This is a genomic window from Psychrobacter sp. CX97, assembly GCF_057396285.1.
Genome location: NZ_JBXYJE010000003.1, coordinates 98,928 through 119,758, shown reverse-complemented (window position 1 = coordinate 119,758; position 20,831 = coordinate 98,928). Strand labels below are relative to the sequence as shown.

The window sequence follows — 20,831 nt, the reverse complement described above, 5'->3', positions numbered from 1 at the left end:
CAAGGCAACCGAGTGCAAGTACTACTAGAGTAGGCTTAACGAGGTTAACGTCGTAACCGTTTAGTAGTTCGCTGACTATAGTTAACTGAAATATCGTTGATTAAAAAATACGTAGTCTATCAAAAAAATAGGCAACCTAAAAATAGGAGATCTGACGACAGGGTATTGACTCTGTCGTTATTAAGGACTGCATATGTCACTAAAAGAGGCTTAATTGAATAAAGACGCTAACTAGTTATTGCTTTTATTGTACTGTTTCCGAAAAGGCGTCCTGTAATACCCGTCTATCATCAAAATTATAACGTACACCGTTAACTTCTTGATAAGTTTCGTGCCCCTTACCCGCTATGACCACAATATCTTTTGTGCCAGCTTGCTCAACAACCTGCTTTATAGCTTGACGTCTATCAGCAATGACAGCCGTTTTAGCATGTTGTTCTTCACTCATACCCTGTGTCATATCTTGCAAAATACGACTTGGATCTTCACTACGCGGATTATCTGACGTCAATATCACTCTATCAGCAGCAGCTAGTCCTGCCTGTGCCATAAGGGGTCGCTTTCCACGATCCCTATCGCCACCACAACCAAATACCGCCCAAAGTTTTCCTTCACAGTGCGGCTTTAAACTGGTCAACACTTGGGTTAGCGCATCTGGGGTATGTGCATAATCAACAATAAAACACCCTTTTTCCGCATTAGAACTGCACTTATCAGGCAATACACGTTGCATACGTCCATTAGCCCCCTGCAATTTTTTTACCAAATATGCCATAGCGTCCAGTGGCAGACCTAGTGCCATGGCACCTGCAATGGCCGCTATCACGTTAGCCACGTTAAACCGGCCAAGTAACGGGCTATCAATCGTAATTGTGCCAAAGTTGGTGGTCAGACGAATTTCAGTACCTTCAAGGCTAGGGCTAATATGGGTCGCCACAAAGTCTGCACTACTATTCGGATTGAGGCTGTATGTCCACACGTCAACACCTGAAGACGCAGCGGTTTCTAGCATAATAGGTGCAAACTCATCGTCAAGATTAATAATGGCATGGGTAAGCTGGGGAAAATAAGATTTATCAAAGAGGCGGGCTTTTGCGCCCGCATAATCCTGCATATCGGAATGATAGTCGAGGTGATCACGGCTTAAATTTGTATAAATAGCGACTTGTACTGGAACGCCCTGCAAACGCAGTTGATCCAGCCCATGTGAGCTAGCTTCTAGTGCTAACACATCAACCTTTTCATCGCCCATTTGACGCAAAAAAGTCTGCACTGCTAAGGCATCACCTGTGGTGTGACTACTTTGTACTAAATTATCGAGTCGACCATTACCAGCCGTTCCCATTACTGCAGTATGCTTTAAACCTGAGAGATTAGACAGCTGACACAACTGAGCAACGAGCTGACTAATGGTCGTTTTGCCATTCGTACCCGTCACGGCAACAACATTGGGCAAATGCTTAGCCAAATACGAGACATTCGATATCTCTTCTAGGTCTTGCTGAGAGAGTAAGCTAAGCTGAATAAGCGTGCCTAAAACCTCTCGAATATGGGGGGCAGCCACCACAGGACAGGCATAGTTTGCAGCATTGTCAGGTAACCCTAGCTGCTCATCGTCTAGCTCTGAGATAATAAAAGCGGCGTGTTGAGACGCCATTTTTGCATACTCAATGCTCTTTTCAAGCGATTGCGTATGGCTTTTTAGCAAAACAAAGACATTTTTAAACTCAGCATACGCATTAGAAGTTGAATTCGTACTAAAAGCAGAGTCAATTGAAGAAGACATCTGGCGACTGTCTAATACAAAATAACCAAACGACTCATCCATTACTCCAGCCGACTCACCCTCTTCCTTTAATAGTCTTAATTCGTTGGCACGACTTGGCAATACCTTCAAAGCAACCGCAATAAGTTGTCGCAACGTGGTTATCTGGGTCGAGGGTCTTGAATCGGTCATCCGTTATCGCCTTATTATCACTTTCAACATAGCAGAACATAGCTAGCCCACATCGAACATACTAACAGGAGTTAGGCTCGCTAAAGCCTCTATCCCTCCATCAGTGCATTGTCGTTTATTTTTTAGTTATGCCATTCTTTAAACAAAGTAGGATACAGGATAGCTATGCTCAACTAGAAAATACGCTCCCCAATATATAACTAAAATATATGCCACTAACACAGGCTACATTAACAACAGGGCCGTGTTTATGCCAAAACTTGCTAAAAATCACTGCGCTTTTAAAGGTTTATCTAATGGTACATTGTATAAGCGTAGGGCTTCTTGCATCACATTCTTAAATACTGGAGCAGCAACTAACCCAGCATAGTGGTCTTTACGAGGGTCTTCTACCAGAATAACCGTGACTAACCGAGGGTTAGAGGCGGGTGCAATACCTGCAAAAACCGTGCGATACTGATTAGTGTAATAACCCCCATCTGGATTAACTCGACGTGACGTTCCTGTTTTAGCAGCAATGCGGTAACCATCAATGGCACCCTGTGTCCCTGTACCACCAGGCTCAGTAACGGTTTCCATCATCTTAACCACCGCCATAGCATTATCAGCATCAATCACTCTTTCGCCTGGCACTTTTTCGTCTCTTCTTATCAGGCTTAAAGGGTGCTTCACACCACCAGAACCAAGAATAGCATAGGCTTGAGCAATTTGTGCAAGCGTAACTTGCAGGCCGTATCCATAGCTGATCGTTGCCCGACGCGCGGTCTCTTTTTCTTTAGGCGTTGGAACGATACCTGACTGTTCTCCGGGAAATTGTAAAGCGGTTTTATTACCAAAGCCAAACCGTTTTTGTATACTGCTAATACCATCAGGCGGCAAGGACAAGGCAATTTTGGTAGAGGCCACGTTACTTGATTTTTGTAATAACTTTGCCATATTTATTGAGCCAAGATTACCGTGATCTCGAATGGTATAGCCTTTGACCCGTATATAACCGGGGCTCGTGTTGATCAAAGAGCGTTCAGTATATTTACCTGAGTCTAATGCGGCTGCTACTGTAAAAGGTTTCATTACCGAACCTGGCTCAAAGGCATCTAGCACAGCACGGTTACGCTGGTTGTTACCCGTCATTTCATTTAAGTTATTATTATTAAATGATGGCCATGTTGATAACGCTAACACCTCGCCCGTGTGCACATCAACCACCATGCCTGTTGACCATCGTGCTTGTTGCAAGCGTCCCACTTTTTCCAGCTCTTTGTATAGCAAATATTGCAAACGAGAATCGATTGATAGCGTTACATTTTCGCCCGGTATTTCAGGTTTAACTTGTTTCAGCTCTTTTAAGCTGTTTTGACGCGCATCCTTAAGCACCAGTACTTTACCGTCTTCTCCTGCCAACTTGGATTCATATTGACGCTCAATACCTGCACGACCCTGATAACCACTTTCTGGATCCTCGGAGTTATAGCCCATAAACCCGAGTAGCTGGGCATTGGGCTGAGGCTGCGGATAGTATCGGCGGAACTCCTGCTTCTCATGAACCGCAACAAAATCAAGGTCAGTAACCGCATCCGCAATCTCTGGCGTCACTTTATTAAGCAGGGGTAAATAGTGCGAACCTGAGCCAGTTGGTAGAGCCGCTTTAACCGCCTCTTCATCTGTGACATCAATATCATTGTTAATCGCCACCGATTTTTGTAGACGATCAAGTGAAATACCGGAAGCAGCTGCTAATCTCGCTAAATCCATTGCCTCGAGCCTTGTGCGCAACTTCTCTTGTCGCTTCGGTTTATCAGCACTTTGTTCAATCTCTTTTTTCAGTTCATAATAGGCAAGCGCATAATCATACGGACTAAACGATACGCTAGACAACGGGGCGCTGACCGCCAAGGGCAAATTATTGCGATCGGTTATCATACCTCGATAAGAATGCTGAGTACGTTGGCTGGTTATTAAAGTATTACCCTTATCGATATAAAACTGGGCATTTGCGACTTGCAGCACAAACGCACGACCTATCAACACCACTAAAAAAGCCAGTGCTATACCCCACACCAGCCTAAAACGATTGATATCATTTTCAACACTACCTCGTGTTGATGCCCCGACACTGGCTCTTGCAAATACTGGCTTATTACGAAGTTTGACGCTGCGATATGCATCAGAGCTAGCCTCAGTTCTCTTCCAAAATTTAAGCTTGCTAAGCAAAGTGCCTGATGTCGCTTTCTGAGTAGACCTTCTTGAGGTTAAAGGTTCTGTTATTTTGCCATGCATCGGCGAGCTACCAGAAATGCCTTTTTTATTTGTAACCTGTTTGGCCGTTGCTTTTTTAGTAGGGCTTACTTTGTCTTTACGACGGCTCAGTTTAGTAGGCTTTTTAGTCATTATTAGCCTCCTGCTGCATCGTAACATTTTCCTGATTAGCAGGCGCTGTGTTTGGCTGTTCTGTTGTTTCTATACTCGGCTCTGCATTCGATACTGGACTTGAATCATTTTCTAAAGGCACATTAGAAGCTGCGGATTCGTGCATAGATTTAGGCTGTAAGATAAGCTTATCTTTTGTCGTGGGCGAATACATGCCCAGTTCCGTAATTGCACGGCTGGCAATTTGCGGCGTAGCACTAAAGGTTTGCTGCTCAATGACTAAGCGTTGATTTTCTATCTGTAGTTTACGGTGCTCAGCCTTCATTTTTTGCAATGACATATAGCTTTGATGATACTGCTGTACTTGCTCAGCTGTTAACACCGCAGTCCAAATAATACCGATGGCAAGTAAAATCATTACCGCACCATACAAACTGATACCACGATAACGTTTGGTCAAAATCTCACTTATTTCTAACGAGTCTGAGTCTACTGCTTTTTTATTACGGTGTTGTACACTCATCTTAGGTTTACCGGCATTTTTAGTGGCATTTAAAGTGGCGCTTGAGCTAACCCCTTCATTCATATGGCGAGGCGAACTCAACGCAAGAGCAGCGTTATTAGCTCTGGAAGACTTAGAAAACTTAATCATTAATTTCTCAAGCATTTTTAATATCTGGATGACTTAACTTACCGGCTCTAAGGAGCTATTTAAATTAGCATTATATTTTGTTTGTAGATCATCTTAATATATTAAACCATTATTATTACTTTTCACTATCATTACGTTTAACTGCGTCTAGTCATCAATGCTCTAGACCGTCATTATAGGGAGTATCCGTTCGAGTTGCCACTCTCAGCCATGCACTGCGTGAACGATTATTTACCGCCACTTCCGCCTTACTTGGTGCAATTCGTTTAGGTTTAGAGAAGTAGCGTGGACGCACCGATGGCATTGGCAGATTCTCATCTTCTGGATACTGACCACGGCTGTGACGCTGCAAAAACTTCTTGATGCGTCTATCCTCTAGCGAGTGAAAGCTAATAACAGCCAACTGTCCATCAGGCGCCAACAGCGGTAAGCTCTGCGCTAAAAAACTGTCTATATCACCTAGTTCATTATTGATAAAGATACGCATCGCTTGAAAGCTTTGAGTAGCGGGGTGTTTGCCTTTTTGCCATTTTGGATGTGCGTGCTTTATTGTCTCTGCAAGCTCTAGCGTGGAAGTATATCGTTCCATCTGTTTAATAGCACGTGCAATACGACGACTGTGACGCTCTTCACCAAAGTCATAAAGAACATTGGCAAGCGTTTCCTCATCTACAGTTTCTAACCACTCACCAACAGACATCCCGCAGCTGGTATCCATCCGCATATCAATGTCGCCATCACGCATAAAACTGAAACCACGGCTTCCATCATCTAGCTGCGGAGACGATACGCCTAAATCAGCCATAATGCCATTAACATGCTCAACACCATGTGCATGTAAGCATTCAGTTATCTTAGCAAAGCTCTCATGAACCACCGTAACACGTCTGTCGCTTTGAGCCAATGCATTTGCCACATCAATGGCTTCTGGATCTTTATCAAATACAAAAAGTCTGGCCTCATCTGATAAATACTTCAAAAGTAATTGACTGTGTCCCCCTCTGCCAAAAGTGGCATCAACATACATACCGGCATGTTTTGAGGTTTTGTCAGTTATTGTTCTCTTACCTAAAATAGCCGCCACAGTCTCGTTTAGCAACACAGTCTCGTGACTAAATTCAATATCTGATGGGGTGTCTAGTAACATAGAGTCTGGCTGCGATGTATCGTGCGGGCTAATCTTAGGTGGCAAGAGTGGGGAGTCGGTCACGGCTAATAAGCTCCCTTATAGGAGGTAAAATACAGTAGGAAGTAAAAATTCAGTAAAAATCAGTTCATTTTTTAAAATTTCAAATGGACACTCAAGCAGTGAGACGTTCGATTAACCATGTTTTAAATCACTACTCCAAGGTATGGCATTTATTAAAGGTAAACCTACGCCATTTAAAATAAAACTCATAATATTAGGGCTTGTCCTCATTCAGATCATTAGTCTAAGCATAGGATACATTGTCATCAGCCACGAATAATTTCGTAGGAAATATAAGTATATTAGCTAGAAGTCAGACACAGTTTGCCAAAATATGGCCATTTTTAGCCGCTACTACTAACAGGTACGTAGTATGAATGAGGAAACGGCTTAGTAAACTGCTTAATGGCCTTAATGGCTTAGTACACCGCTTAATATAGTTAGCCATTATCGCAATCCACGTCTTCATGTCAAGAACCGCAATAAAAGTTAACTAAAAAACATATGAAATATCGTATCTAAACGTTTCAAATGTCAATCATCACCTTTAGAGGAGGTTATAAGCAATAAATCAAACCTGTTATAATGAAGCTATATATTATACTAATTACGTCTGTCTCCCTTATCGCAACTGTTTATAATAATGCTCATTTTCGATATTAATAACGCTCTATTGACTGACTAAATTTTCTATAAAAACATTCTATTCTAAGATAACTTAAGAGAAAATAATGACCCAAACCACTGCTAATCGTCCTGTTCGTACCCGTATTGCCCCCTCGCCTACTGGCTTTCCACACGTTGGTACCGCTTATATTGCGCTATTTAATTTAGCGTTTGCCAAAGCCAATGGCGGCGAGTTTATCTTGCGTATAGAAGATACTGATCAAAGCCGCTCAACCCAACAATCGGAGCAAATGATTTTGGATGCGCTACGTTGGGTAGGTCTGGATTGGGCAGAAGGTCCAGATATTGGCGGACCCTATGCGCCTTATCGTCAAAGTGAGCGTAGTGAGATTTATAAACAGCATGCTCAGGAGCTATTGGATAAAGGCCATGCATTCCGCTGTTTCTGTACGCCAGAGGAACTTGACGAGATGCGAAAAGAACAAATCGCTCGTGGTGAAAACCCGCATTACGACGGCCGTTATGCTGACTTTCCTAAGGAGGAATCAGACAAATTAGCCGCCCAAGGCAAGCCTTTTGTCATTCGCATGCGCGTGCCTCAAGAAGGTGTTTGTAAAGTACAAGACATGTTACGCGGTGAGGTTGACATCCCTTGGGAACAGGTCGATATGCAAGTGCTACTTAAAACCGATGGACTACCCACCTATCATCTTGCCAACGTGGTGGATGACCACTTAATGGAGATCACCCATGTGATTCGCGGTGAAGAGTGGCTGAATTCTGCCCCGAAGCATCAGTTATTATACGAATACTTTGGTTGGGACATGCCTATTCTTTGCCATATGCCACTGCTACGTAACCCTGACAAATCAAAGCTATCTAAGCGCAAAAACCCCACCTCTATTACCTATTACCGTGATGCGGGCGTATTACCTGAAGCCCTGCTCAACTACTTGGGGCGTATGGGCTACTCCATGCCCAATGAGGAAGAACAGTTCACCCTTGAGGACATGATTGCAAGCTTTGATATCACTCGTGTGTCTTTGGGCGGGCCGATATTTGATATTGAAAAACTGCACTGGTTAAACGCGGAGTATCTACGTCAGCTAACCCCTGAGCAGCTAAAAGACAAAATCTTAGCGTGGGCCAATGATTCAGACAAGCTAACCGCTATTGCGGCAGCGATTCAGCCCCGTATTCATTTATTATCCGATGCGGTCAATTGGGGTGGATTCTACTTCCAAAACTTGCCAGAGATTAAAGCCGAAGACTTCGAGCACAAGACACTGACCCAAGAGCAAATTATAGAGATACTACAATTTGCGACGTGGAAGCTTGAGACGCTACCAGAGTGGACGGAAGACAATATCTTTAAGACGCTTAAAGGCTTAAGTGCGGCGCTTGATATCAAACTGCGTGACATGATGGCACCGTTCTTTATCGCCATTGCGGGTAGCACATCCTCTACACCTGTGATGAACTCGATGTACATTATCGGTGCTGATATGACCATGGCTCGCCTGCGTCATGCGATTGAAGTATTGGGCGGGCTGGGCAAGAAGAAGCTGAAAAAACTTGAGAAGACGGCAGCTGAATTGCCTGATTTTTTGGTTGATTAATTAGTAGACACTATATTGTAGATAACAATATAGATAAACCTGTATGCTAGCAGGGATCATCTATGAATATAGGTAATGATTTCTGCTAGTCATACGCACATAATTACGTTTAAACTAGTAACAATATTTATCTTTAAAAAACAAATTTGAAAAAAACACGTATTAAACTAGCAAAACTTAAATTTAGTAAGGTAATATATAAGCACTCTATCTTCCTTTTGAATTGGTAAATAAATGATTTTGCTTCTAGTTTTAGTACTGTTTCACCTGTGTTTATTCGGGGTCATAGAAATCTCCTTAGTAAACATTATAGTATTAGGCATCATGAGCTTAGCCTCTTTTAGCATAGTTGCGTTTTTACTCAATAAAAGCTTAGCTTCTGATCATCCTTTAAGCATTAAATTATCTTGGTTCGAAAGAGTCGATGTATTTCTTAGTGCCGTCCTTATATATGCATATTGTATCTTTACTTTTGTTTAACCTATTAAATGGCGATATCAACTAGTCATTGCGAAATATATATACAGTTGGATTCTATCCAACTCCTAGAAAAATTTGAAGCATATAAAAATCAGACACTTAAGACCGCATTTAAATCTTTTAAAAGTCTTAAATATTCAATCATACCTTCTTAGGTTTGTGCCATTCATATCAAAAACCCTCCTTTAACTATTCTAAAAACTCTCCTTTAGAAAGTGTTGGTTACGTGTGTAATACAAGACTTTATTTTTAATTTACTTTTGTTTTATGTAACCTTAGTTTTAAATATTATTGATAATATTAAGAGGAACTTAAAACTCAGTCTTAAACGCTCTTTATTGTCATGACCGTGAATTTCAACTTGAGCCCTCAACATACTATTTCAAGGAAAAAGTATGAATAAGTTACCTTCACAAGCATCTAAGAAAAAACTGCCCACTGAATACGCCCAAGAGCTTAGTGATTTAATCTTAACGTACGCTGAAGCCACTGAGAACCAAAGAAAAATCGCCCCGCCTATTGTTGAAAAGCTTAAAGAATTCAATTTATTTAAAATAGGCTTGCCAAAATCTTTAGATGGATGGGCAGACACTCCTGTAGAAACATTAAAGGTTTTTGAAGCATTAGCAAGTGCGGATGCCTCAATTGCTTGGGTCGTTTGGAATAGCCATACATCAGCTGCTTTAGGTCGTTATTTGGATGAAAAGAGCCTGCATGAGATATTTAGTTCACCAACTCATGCGGTCGCAAATGCAGGTAATCCACACGGTCTTGCTCAACAAGTGACTGGTGGCTTTAAAGTATCTGGCCAATGGAGTATTGTGTCTGGATGTGAGATCGCAGATTGGTTTATCTTACGCTGTTTGATTAGCACAGAGGACGAGCCTATGGCTGATAACCTCGGTACAGGGCCAGACTTAAAGTGGTTTTTTGTGCCCAAAAAAGAGGTAAAAGTAATAGACACTTGGCAGGTGGGTGGGTTACAAGGGACAGGTAGCCATGACATAGTGGTCAATAATGCTTTTGTAAAACCTAATCATGTTATTGATTTTGACCGGCCACTAGCTATTGATAGTGCATATAGCCGCCTACCTTTTGCCTGTATCAATGCTGCAGGATGTTCGGCCATAGCCTTAGGCGTTTTAAAAGGTGCTATTGATGCCTTAGTACAGATATGTCTCGAAAAGGTAACCGCTGGTAACAAGCCAGATTTACGCGACCGTGAAAGGGTGCAAACGGCCCTTGCCAAAAGTAAAGCGCTACTGTCATCAAACCGTCTGCAATTGCATAATAGCGTCTCAATATTGTGGGAATGTGCTCAAAATAATATTACTTATACCGATGAACAGCTTGCCGACGTATGGGCATCTGCCGTTGAAGCCGCTAGAGAAGCTCGCTCAATGGTGTCTGAATTATTTGATGTTGCAGGTACCGCTTCCCTCTATAAGATAAATAAGATTGAAAAAGCTCACCGAGATATTCATGCTGTTTTACAACACGGTATGCTTCAACCGCACTGGATGACCCTAGCTGGAATGGCCTATGTTGGTTTAAAGCCACCTAGCCCCATGTTTCGAGCATGACCTTTTAACTTCACCTATTGAAATATTTCAAGCATTAGCTTCCACACTGAAACAATTAAAAGCAAGGCAGCATCTAAGGGCTTGAAAGTTACTTAAGGGTTAGAAAGTTACTTAAGGGTTAGAAAGTTACTTAAGGGTTAGAAAGTTACTTGAGGGTTTGAAAGTTACTCCGCAATTTTAGGCCAATGAAACACATTTTTTAGATAGGATTTGCACTATTTTTCTATTGCTTAGTGTCAATCAATAAAAAATAAGTTTTGCGGCAGCGTAACGTGGGGGTTTATTGCCTATTGTTTTAGGACTTTACAGCCAATCTTAATATCTAATGCGGATTTAGCTGTAACTCCTTTTGACATTTAAACCGAGTGAAACTCTTACCTTATCAGGCATAGCGTTTAGCCCCTGCCACACACGTAATAGCGCCCAATGTGCTAATTATCATGCTTACACTTACTGTTTCATGAAGCAGTAATGCCGCCAACATTAATCCCATAAAAGGCTGTAATAATTGCAATTGCCCAACTGCCGCGATGCCGCCTTGTGCCAAACCACGATACCAAAATATAAATCCAATAAACATACTAAACAGTGAGACATATCCTAAACCAAGCCAGCCTTCTGTACTGACATTGGCAACGCTTTGCGGACGGGTAAAAATTGCCAGTGGCAACATAATTGGCAAGGAGACAATAAGTGCCCAGCTGATAACCTGCCAACCACCAAATATTTTAGTTAATCTTCCGCCTTCGGCATAGCCGATAGCGCAGGTTACGACTGCCCCTAGCATTAACAAACCCCCAATCATTGAAGTACGTCCTTCACTGAGAGCTGCAAACCCTGCCACAAAAGCGCTACCTAATAGTGCAAATACCCAAAACAATATTGGGGGACGTTTATCACCTCGTATCACCGCAAAGATAGCCGTCAATAGCGGTAGTATTCCTAAGAAGACGATAGCATGTGCTGAGGTAATATGTTGTAGTGCTAAAGCGCTAAGGAGCGGAAAGCCGACCACCACGCCTAAAGCTGTCACAATAATAGAAGCAAGATATTGCTTAGTGGGCACTTTTTGTTTCAATGCTATTAACACAATCGCCCCTAGCATGGCAGGAATAGTCGCTCGTACCGTGGTTAAAAATACAGGGTCAAAATCCATTACCGCCACCCTAGTAGCAGGTAGAGATCCTGCAAAAATAACCACACCGATAAAGCCATTTATCCATCCAGCTGTTTGTTCATTCATTGTCAAATGTCTCCTCTACATTGGGAGCACCATTACAACAAATTATTTTGACTTAAACGACAGACAATCCAGTACAATGACACTTAACTGTTTGGTGTTAACTACCCATACAGTTCCAATCTTACGCTATCAAAAGAGAAGTCGTTAAAATATGTCCTCAGAAACTACCATTCCATCGACACTTATCGAACAGATTATGGTGGACGTCAAACAAAAAATAGCCACCGTCAGCTATCTGCCTGGCACTCGCTTACCGTCTATCCGAGCGACTGCCAAAACACACAAGGTTTCACCCACAACAGTGGCTGAAGCGTATGAGCGTTTGGTTGCCGAAGGAGTGCTTTATTCAAAAGCTGGGGCAGGATTTTATGTGATGGATAGCGCGCCCCCCTTGTCTTTAGCAAAAATGGCGCCCAATCTTGAGAGAGTAGTAAACCCGCTATGGATATCAAGACAATCATTAGAAACTGATGACACTTCTATGAAGCCTGGCTGTGGCTGGTTACCTGCTGACTGGTTGTATGAAGAGGGTATGCGCCGAGGGTTGCGTCAAGCGGCTAAAGCAGGTTCTGATGTGATTGGCGAATACGCCACACCTTTAGGATTGCCAGAATTAAGGCATTATTTGGTACGGCGTATGGCAGGTTTGGGCATTGAAGCTGTACCTGAGCAAGTGATGTTAACCGTATCAGGGACACAAGCGATTGATTTAATTTGTCGTTATCTGTTAACTGCTGGCGATACGGTCATCGTTGACGATCCCTGTTATTTTAATTTTAATGCCATGCTAAGAGCACATCGAGTTAATATTGTTAGCGTGCCTTATATGCAATCTGGACCCGATATTGAAGCGTTCGCGACAGCCTTAACAACGCATAAACCGCGCTTATATATTACCAATGCGACGATTCACAATCCTACCGGTGCGACATTATCCCCGAGTACAGCGTATCAGATGCTTAAGTTAGCGCAAGATGCTGGACTGTATATTATTGAAGATGATATTTTTGCTGATTTTGAGGTTGCTAACTCTAAACTACCACCCGCACCAAGGCTAGCCGCACTTGATGGGCTTAACAATGTATTTTATATTGGTAGTTTTTCCAAAACCATTTCGGCATCATTACGTTGCGGCTTTATAGCAGCCCATGAAGATGTGATAGAGGAGCTGGTCGATTTAAAGATAGCTACTGGCTTTAGCGGTAGTCAGTTGGCGGAATCTGTAATTTTTTCCATATTGAACCATAGTGGCTATGCCAAGCACATTCATTTTCTTCATGGCCGCCTAAATCAAGTTCGTAAGCAGACGGTCAAACGATTGGCTGAATTAGACATAGTACCTTGGTTGCTGCCACAAGGGGGCATCTATTTATGGTGTCGTCTTCCTGAGCATATTAGTGCCTCTGAACTAGCCAAACGCGGATTGCACCACAATCTAGTATTGGCTCCCGGTAATGCGTTTAGCCACACTCAAAGCTGTGATAACTTTATGCGCTTTAATATTGCGCAATCGATTAATCCTGACATTTATAAGGTATTGGCGCATGTCATAACAGAGTTTGACTAGTTGCTTTTATATTATAGGACTTACGCGACAATACGATTTTACGGCTTTAAAAGCGACTGGTTATTATTTATATACGCTGGCTGTACCGTGGTTCCATTCATTACTCGTTTGCTATTGCAACTCCCGCCACAATAACCAAATTCTTGTGTCCAGTTCAACCTGATGATAGTCAGGTTGCATATGACAGCACAGCTGATAAAAGGCTTTATTATGATCACTCACTTTAAAGTGGGCTAACTCATGTACCACAATCATCTGCAAAAACTCTAATGGCGCTTCTTTAAATAAACTCGCTACCGTAATACTGTTATGTGCCTTGAGCTTACTGCCCTGCACTCTCGATTGATGGGTATGGATGCCGAGCGCATTTTTTAATACCGAAAGCTTGCTATTATAGCTGACTTTAGTAAGGGTTCCGACGTTACGAATGTGGTTATTTTTAAGGTCGTTCACATACTCATACAGTGCTTTATCACTTTGTATATCGTGCTTGCCTTGAATGAAATCAGGATATTTATGGTGTAGATAGTCGTCTAACTTGTGGTTATCGATAAGCGCGCTTACTTGTGTCTGAACCTGCTCAGAATAATGAGAAATATATTTTAATTTATTCAAGAGGCACTCCTGTCTATTCAACTAGCTATAATTTATATGGCTTAAGTTAGGGGGTTTAAGGTACGTCGTTGAAGTTCAATGGCTTAAGTTAAGTTGCGGATTATTTATCAAGATAGCACAATCAAAAAAACGATTGTAAAAACGAATGTTGTTTATAAATATATCTTAATTTATCAACTATTACGATTATTTTATCTTAACAATATAAACTAAACTCTAACAGAATCAGAACATTCTTAACCCTTGAATTTCATACCATTAGCTATCAAATAATTAGCATAATCAAACATCTGGAGATGGTAATGACTAATATAATTAACAATAACGTAAATATAACCCATCCTCGCCAAGTTGAGCATTTATATGCAGGTGTAGAAACCCAAGATGGTGCTGGGGTTAAACTAACCCGTGTCTTGACTCAGAATCTACAACAGCGTCTTGATCCGTACCTCATGCTAGATAACTTTAAAAGCGATAATCCAGATGACTATATTGCTGGCTTCCCAAGCCATCCACACCGTGGCTTTGAGACTATTACCTATATGATATCTGGCCGTATGCGCCATAAAGATAGTGCAGGTAATGAAGGATTACTTGAAAACGGCGGCGTACAGTGGATGACGGCTGCTCGGGGGGTCATTCACTCTGAGATACCCGAACAAGAAGATGGCGAAATGGAAGGTTTCCAACTTTGGTTAAATCTACCTTCTAAAGATAAAATGAATGATCCTTGGTATAAAGACTTTCAAGATGGCGACTTACCTAAATTTGAAACAGAAAACGGCACCAAAGTGACGGTTATTGCCGGTGAGTCGCATGGTGTAGAAGGCGCAGTAAGTCGTGATATTACTGAGCCTACTTATTTGGATATCCATATACCAGCCGGGGCAGGCTTCAGTCACCATATCCCTGCGAATCATAATGCGTTTGCTTTTGTTTATCGTGGCAGTGCCAATATCGAAGGTAAAGAAGTACCCGTTAAAAATATGGCCATATTGAAAAATGATGCCAATGCTGATGGTATTGTCATTGAGGCCGACAGCAATGACGACACAAAAGTAATTCTCATTACTGGTCGTCCGCTGAGGGAACCTATTGCTCAGTACGGACCATTTGTGATGAACAGTCAGCAAGAGATTATGCAAGCCGTTACTGACTTCCAAGAAGGTCGTTTTGGTGAAGGGGCATAATTTTGATACTGATATTTAAACTTATTCTTTGAAAGTTGAAAGCCCATCTTCAATAATGAGAGTGTTCATTAACATCACATGACTTAAAGTACTTTTAAGTAACAAACAAGTAGTAACAAGCTTTTCAGCAACAAGAACGTGAGATAGAAAGAGGTCGCTACAGTTAGCGGCCTCTTTTCATTTTTACCTCTAGTAGTTGGGGAGCAAAAATAATCATCGCTAAAAAAACTGAAATGTTTACGCCTTTTTGAAAAAAGGTATTGACAACTTGCCTCTACTTGCATAAAATACGCCAACTCTTAAAGAGGGGCTATAGCTCAGTTGGTAGAGCACTTGCATGGCATGCAAGGGGTCAACGGTTCGACTCCGTTTAGCTCCACCAATAAGTTAAGAATAGTTGGTACTCATAATTTATGTTATTCTGACTACCAGCGGCACTAACGTAAGCACCTAGGCAACGCTCATCTATTTTTAATAGATGTCAGCACCTTACGTTATAAAACTATTTCATGTTTACATGATTTTGTGTCCCGTTCGTCTAGAGGCCTAGGACACTGCCCTTTCACGGCGGTAACAGGGGTTCGAATCCCCTACGGGATACCACTTATTCGGTTGATATCTTTTTTTATTAAAGGCTATTAACACTAAACACCCAATCAGACCGATTGGGTGTTTTTTTATGCTTCTCTAATCTATATCTTTCAATCCTTCTCAGAAATATCAGTGGCGAGAAAAGGTGGCAAAATCATGACATCTAACCCAATATATATTCCAACACATGTACTCATAGTTAGTTAGGTAGTTAGGTTAGACAGCATATTTGCTTAAATAGCATGTAACCTAAACCATTCCAACAAAGCGAATGTTATTTTCAAGTTGTTCATGAGCCAGATGAGCGAATAAAAGAGTCCCCTAGTTGTTACGACACTAGAAAGACGCTTTATCTAATACTAACACTCTGTATCCGTAAGCTAAAGTTAGGGGGTTTTTAGGCAATTTAGCCAAAAACATACCATTGTAGATTTTGAATACAGGTTCTAAACTCTAAAACATGATGACACATCACGCTAACTGCGCTAACCATTCGCTTATTCAATGCGTAAACCAATGATCGCTGGAATACCTTGACGTACCACCTCAATGGTTACTACCCCTTTTTCAGGCAACTGCTCTAAAGCGCCTTTAAAGTCACTGATACTTTGAATAGGCTTTTGATGTAAGTTTGTAATGACATCACCTGCTTGCAGACCAGCACGTGCAGCCAAGCCAGTAGGGTCAACTGCAGTTATTAACACCCCATTTCCGCCAAGTGCGGCTAAGTCAGCTGCCGCCAATTCACGTAGACGCAGACCCAGTCTCACTTGGCTATTACTGGTTTTGTCCATGAGGTCGGAAGTCTCGTCGCTAGGCGCTGAGCTAAGCTTCCCTGAAACCTGTAGGGTTTTACCTTTTCTGAGTACTGTGGCATTAAACGCATCACCTGGCTTAGCACGATTAATAGAGTTTACTAAATCGCCAGACTCAATAATCGTTTTGCCATTATACTCTGTGATAATATCACCTGATTTAAGCCCTGCTTTTGTCGCAGGAGAGTCTGGCGTTACTTTAATCAGTAGGGCACCATGTGGTTTATTCAGGCCATAGGCTTCCGCTAAATTACGGTCGATATCTTGTGGAAACACACCTAAATAAGGGCGTAATACTTCACCGGTATTTTTAAGTTGCTCATAAATGTCTATTGCGGCATTAATCGGGATAGAGAATGATAATCCCATATAGCCGCCTGTACCACTGAAAATACGCGAGTTAATACCAATAACCTGCCCTTGGTGGTTAAATAATGGACCGCCTGAATTACCTGGATTTAGCGCCACATCGGTTTGGATGAACGGGACGCTGGTATCCCGAGAAAAGTTTCGGCTTTTTGCACTGACGATACCTGCAGATGCGGAGTAGTCAAACCCAAATGGCGAGCCAATCGCTAATACTGACTCGCCTACTTTTAACGTATTTGAATTTCCTATAGGTAATGCTGGAAACGGCCTTCCTGATTTCGGTTTAACTTTTAAAACAGCAACATCCGAGCGCTCATCGCTACCCACCAAGGTGGCGTCATACTCTGTCCGATCGTTCAAAGTAATGGTTATCTTATCAGCACCTTCAACCACATGGTGATTGGTCAGCATATAGCCATCAGCAGTAATAAAAAAAGCGGTACCATAGGCCCGTTCAATGGCTGGGGCAGTTTGGCTTTTTGGTATACGAACTCTATCACCAAAAAATTGACGTAGCAGCTCAGCAGTTTGCGCCTTCGCCAGCTCGGCTTCACTGACTTGTTTGGTCACATTCACTCGGGCAACGCCAGGCGTGACTTGCTCAACCAGCTCAGAGAAGTCAGTTGCGCTAACAGCGGCAGTCGCTTGAGTTGGTATCAGTGCTACAGGTAAGGCCCCCATAGTACTGAGGACAATAAGCCCAGATGCACTCATTTGTTTAAGTGACTGAAATAACTCTAAGGGTTTAAATTCATTACTTAACCATGGTTTTAACTTAATAGATTTGTCTACACGGTGGCTTATGACATCAGAGTTGTGGGTAATTTTAGTCATGAAAAGTATCCTTGATTTTATATAAATATCGTTATACTGATTTTTTAAAATTAAATAAGTCGGCTCAACCATCAACTAAACTGGCATCTTTCTTGTGATTATTCTTGGCATCATTCTGTCTTTGCATTGTTTCTTGCCTTCATTCTTTTCAACGCTATAGAAATGTTGTTCTATAAGATTTAAGCTTGGAGAACTATATGCGTGTTTGAGATGTTAATTAAACCCACTCGTCAATTATTCTGCTATCTCTATATATCAAAAGCATGTATATCAGATGAATCACACACATTAATTACAACTGTTAGTTGTTTAGTTAACCACATCAATAATTACGCTTATTTGTACCTTTATTTATAGAGGCTATGTCATCTACGTATGCCAAACGTGCGCATAAATGTACTTGTTTATATCGTGATATAATAACATGCACTAAGCACTGATTTTAGCTTGTATTTAAGGTATTCTGTCAATTTGTCGTCATCATATATCGCTATCATTTAACTTGGTAGATGTGTATTTTGCGATTTTTATTACTGCTAATATCCCAATCTTAAATTTGGAATAGGTGGCAGAATGCGCTTTAATATTCGTTATGAATAGATTAGAGTTTATCTCTTTTAAGATAATTATTGCCTATTTAGGCGCTCTTGTTTACTTGGTAATGCCTATTGGCAAATACTCAATACGCCCTAGTAATTACTAGGCTTTATTATTTTTAGAGCTTAGCCTTTTATTTTGGAGCTTAGCCTTTTAATAGTCTCGTCGAAAACTGCTACGACATGACCCTTAATTTGCAACCGTATTAATTATAAACCTCAATATCTAAAATGAGTTGTCTCATATTAAATGTCGTCTTTTTGAGACGTGAAATCTATACTGAGCTTGAAGAGAAATTTGAAGTATGTCAGTAACTTGTTAGCTATGAATTAACTACATATCAAAATAGCGACGCGTATGCTGATATAAAACCACATCGTGATGATGTTATAAATACAAGGACCTTTTCATGGATACCGCCTTACTTTTATCTGGCGTAGTTGGACTTGGCATTGCTGCCCAGTGGCTTGCTTGGTATTTGAAACAACCGTCTATTTTATTTTTATTGCTGATTGGTATTTTGGTTGGCCCTATTTTGGGCTATTTTGATCCAGATGCTGTTCTTGGCGACTTGTTGTTTCCATTCATTTCACTCGGTGTTGCCATTATTTTATTTGAAGGCTCACTGACGCTTGAATTCGATGAAATTAAGCAACACGGTAAAGTGGTACAAGGGTTAGTTTCCACTGGCGTGCTAATTACAATCGCTATAGTAGCACTCGCCACCTATATACTCTTTGATGTAGACCCACTTATTGCCTTATTATTTGGCTCACTGGTATGTGTGACCGGCCCCACTGTCATTATGCCATTACTACGCAGTGTCAGACCCAATAAAACCATCTCTAACATTTTAAAGTGGGAAGGTATTATTATTGATCCTGTGGGTGCAATTGCGGTGGTATTGGTGTACGAGTACATCATCTCTGGCGGTCAGGGTAATAGTATCTTTTTATTCTTACAAATCGTTGTCATTGCGTGTGCGATAGGTATGTTTGGTGCCTTTGTATTAGCAAACCTTATTAAACGGCACTTACTTCCCGAATTTTTGCACAATGTCTTTACCTTAGCGTTTGTCTTGGTGTTATTTTCACTCTCAAACCATTTAGAACATGAGTCGGGTCTACTTGCCGTAACCGTTATGGGTGTCGCTTTAGCCAACTGGAAAGGTTTTCCACGTGACCAAATATTAGAATTTAATGAATCCCTCACGGTACTCTTAATTTCAGTTTTATTTATTGTACTGGCGGCTCGAGTGCAGCTTGATAACCTACTAAGTGTTGGTTTCCAAGGTCTAATATTACTCGCTGTTGTTATGTTCATAGCTCGGCCACTTGCCGTCTGGGCATCGTCGATAGGCTCAAACCTTAAGTTTACCGAAAAGCTTATGATTAGCTGGATTGGCCCGCGCGGTATTGTTGCTGCCGCCATTTCCTCGTTATTTGCCATTCGTTTGCAAGAATATGATATTCAAGGGGTTGAACTGCTTGTACCGCTTGTATTTATAATTATTATCGGTACGGTACTTATTCAGGGCTTAGGCGCCAAAATGATAGGCAATATATTAGGCGTACGTGAACCTGAAAGTAACGGCGTATTAATTGTGGGCTCAAACCCAGTGGCGCTATTGGTTGCTGAATCACTTAGAGAACAAGGCTTTGAGGTATTGGTAGCACATAATAACTACACAAATATTGCAAAAGCACGCATGGCTGGACTGCGCACCTACTTTGGTAACCCCATCTCTGACCATGCTGACCGTCATCTAGACTTCATTGGTATTGGTAATTTATTCGCTATGAGTACCGATAAAGAGATGAATACGTTAAGTGAGCTTCATTTTCGTCATGAATTTGGCGAACGGCACGTTTTCCGTTTAAAATTTACTGAAGATAAGTCTAAAAGTGAGCGGGAAGAGAAAAAATCGAACTACAAGTCGCGCTGGTTATTTGGTAAAGACGCCACCTATACCAAGATGGCAAGTATGCTATCAAAAAAAGCCCGTATCAAAATTACCAATATTACTGACAGCTATAGCTATAGTCAGTATCGAGCTGATAATAAGCAGTTTGTTCCTCTATATACTGTCGACAAAGAGGGGCGATTATTTGTTATTACAGACAGTTTTGACAATGAGATACCACGTGACCGAAAACTGGTTGCACTGGTCATCGAAGATGAGGTCCAACCAAAGCCTGTGGATGTAACCAACAAACAAGAACAGGCCAGAGCGATGGCTGACGCTCAATTTGATGCAGCCTCTAAAGCACCAGAGAGAAGAGCGACTAAAGGACTGGCACAAGAAGTTTATGATCCTATTTATGCCACTGAGAAACAACTGGAAAAGCAGCTAAAAGCTCCCAAACCGGAGGCTAAGGCAGTGAAATCAACGCCATCAAGTGTGAATGGTAACTCAAAAGCACCAAAGCAATCAGATGGCTCGCTAGACCCTGAACGCCTGCCAGATACATTAGCACGTAAGACGGAAGCTGATAAAAAACCTTAATTAAATAGCTTTTAGGTTTGGCGTGCCTAG

General features: G+C 41.5%; 12 protein-coding genes and 2 tRNA genes. 7 read left to right on the top strand and 7 right to left on the bottom strand.

Translation table 11 applies throughout. The features are described from left to right. Positions 1 to 244: 244 nt before the first annotated feature. From AC2SLL_RS03490 to rsmH, 4 genes are all read right to left on the bottom strand, one after another. A complete protein-coding gene (locus AC2SLL_RS03490) occupies positions 245 to 1,957 on the bottom strand; it encodes a UDP-N-acetylmuramoyl-L-alanyl-D-glutamate--2,6-diaminopimelate ligase (RefSeq protein WP_486530288.1) in 1,713 nt (570 codons plus the stop codon). Positions 1,958 to 2,227: 270 nt separating this feature from the next. Next, a complete protein-coding gene (locus AC2SLL_RS03485) occupies positions 2,228 to 4,345 on the bottom strand; it encodes a peptidoglycan D,D-transpeptidase FtsI family protein (RefSeq protein WP_486530287.1) in 2,118 nt (705 codons plus the stop codon). Next, positions 4,338 to 4,976: a cell division protein FtsL gene (ftsL, locus tag AC2SLL_RS03480; RefSeq protein ID WP_486530286.1), complete on the bottom strand. Its 639-nt coding sequence runs from the start codon at positions 4,974 to 4,976 to the stop codon at positions 4,338 to 4,340. The genes AC2SLL_RS03485 and ftsL overlap by 8 nt, the downstream gene beginning before the upstream one ends. Positions 4,977 to 5,130: 154 nt before the next feature. After that, a complete protein-coding gene (rsmH, locus tag AC2SLL_RS03475) occupies positions 5,131 to 6,123 on the bottom strand; it encodes a 16S rRNA (cytosine(1402)-N(4))-methyltransferase RsmH (protein ID WP_486530425.1) in 993 nt (330 codons plus the stop codon). Positions 6,124 to 6,896: 773 nt separating this feature from the next. On the opposite strand from rsmH, the gene gltX reads away from it, so the two are divergent. Both gltX and AC2SLL_RS03465 read left to right on the top strand, forming a co-directional pair. Beyond that, the gene (gltX, locus tag AC2SLL_RS03470; protein ID WP_486530285.1) at positions 6,897 to 8,411 is read left to right on the top strand and encodes a glutamate--tRNA ligase; all 1,515 of its coding nucleotides are present in this window, start codon (positions 6,897 to 6,899) and stop codon (positions 8,409 to 8,411) included. An 875-nt stretch (positions 8,412 to 9,286) separates the two neighbouring features. Next, positions 9,287 to 10,474 (top strand): acyl-CoA dehydrogenase family protein, encoded by a 1,188-nt coding sequence (locus AC2SLL_RS03465; RefSeq protein WP_486530284.1) that lies wholly within the window; start codon positions 9,287 to 9,289, stop codon positions 10,472 to 10,474. 382 nt (positions 10,475 to 10,856) lie between these two features. On the opposite strand, the gene AC2SLL_RS03460 is transcribed toward AC2SLL_RS03465, so the two are convergent. Beyond that, positions 10,857 to 11,717 (bottom strand): DMT family transporter, encoded by an 861-nt coding sequence (locus AC2SLL_RS03460; RefSeq protein ID WP_486530283.1) that lies wholly within the window; start codon positions 11,715 to 11,717, stop codon positions 10,857 to 10,859. A gap of 151 nt (positions 11,718 to 11,868) precedes the next feature. Here AC2SLL_RS03460 and AC2SLL_RS03455 point away from each other — a divergent pair, with 151 nt between their 5' ends. After that, positions 11,869 to 13,284: an aminotransferase-like domain-containing protein gene (locus tag AC2SLL_RS03455; RefSeq protein ID WP_486530282.1), complete on the top strand. Its 1,416-nt coding sequence runs from the start codon at positions 11,869 to 11,871 to the stop codon at positions 13,282 to 13,284. A gap of 111 nt (positions 13,285 to 13,395) precedes the next feature. Here the strand turns inward: AC2SLL_RS03455 and AC2SLL_RS03450 are convergent, their stop codons facing one another. Next, positions 13,396 to 13,899 (bottom strand): YgjP-like metallopeptidase domain-containing protein, encoded by a 504-nt coding sequence (locus AC2SLL_RS03450; RefSeq protein ID WP_486530281.1) that lies wholly within the window; start codon positions 13,897 to 13,899, stop codon positions 13,396 to 13,398. Positions 13,900 to 14,201: 302 nt separating this feature from the next. Here AC2SLL_RS03450 and AC2SLL_RS03445 point away from each other — a divergent pair, with 302 nt between their 5' ends. The 3 genes from AC2SLL_RS03445 (at position 14,202) to AC2SLL_RS03435 (ending at position 15,692) form a co-directional block, all read left to right on the top strand. Further along, a complete protein-coding gene (locus tag AC2SLL_RS03445; protein WP_486530280.1) occupies positions 14,202 to 15,089 on the top strand; it encodes a pirin family protein in 888 nt (295 codons plus the stop codon). Between the two features lie 306 nt (positions 15,090 to 15,395). Beyond that, positions 15,396 to 15,471 (top strand) — tRNA-Ala (locus AC2SLL_RS03440). 145 nt (positions 15,472 to 15,616) lie between these two features. Further along, positions 15,617 to 15,692 (top strand) — tRNA-Glu (locus tag AC2SLL_RS03435). Between the two features lie 485 nt (positions 15,693 to 16,177). Here the strand turns inward: AC2SLL_RS03435 and AC2SLL_RS03430 are convergent. Then, on the bottom strand, positions 16,178 to 17,578 hold the full coding sequence (locus tag AC2SLL_RS03430) for a Do family serine endopeptidase (RefSeq protein ID WP_486530424.1): 1,401 nt from the start codon (positions 17,576 to 17,578) through the stop codon (positions 16,178 to 16,180). A gap of 1,126 nt (positions 17,579 to 18,704) precedes the next feature. On the opposite strand from AC2SLL_RS03430, the gene AC2SLL_RS03425 reads away from it, so the two are divergent. Then, positions 18,705 to 20,801, top strand: coding sequence for a cation:proton antiporter (locus tag AC2SLL_RS03425; protein WP_486530279.1), 2,097 nt, complete (start codon positions 18,705 to 18,707; stop codon positions 20,799 to 20,801). Positions 20,802 to 20,831 lie beyond the last annotated feature (30 nt).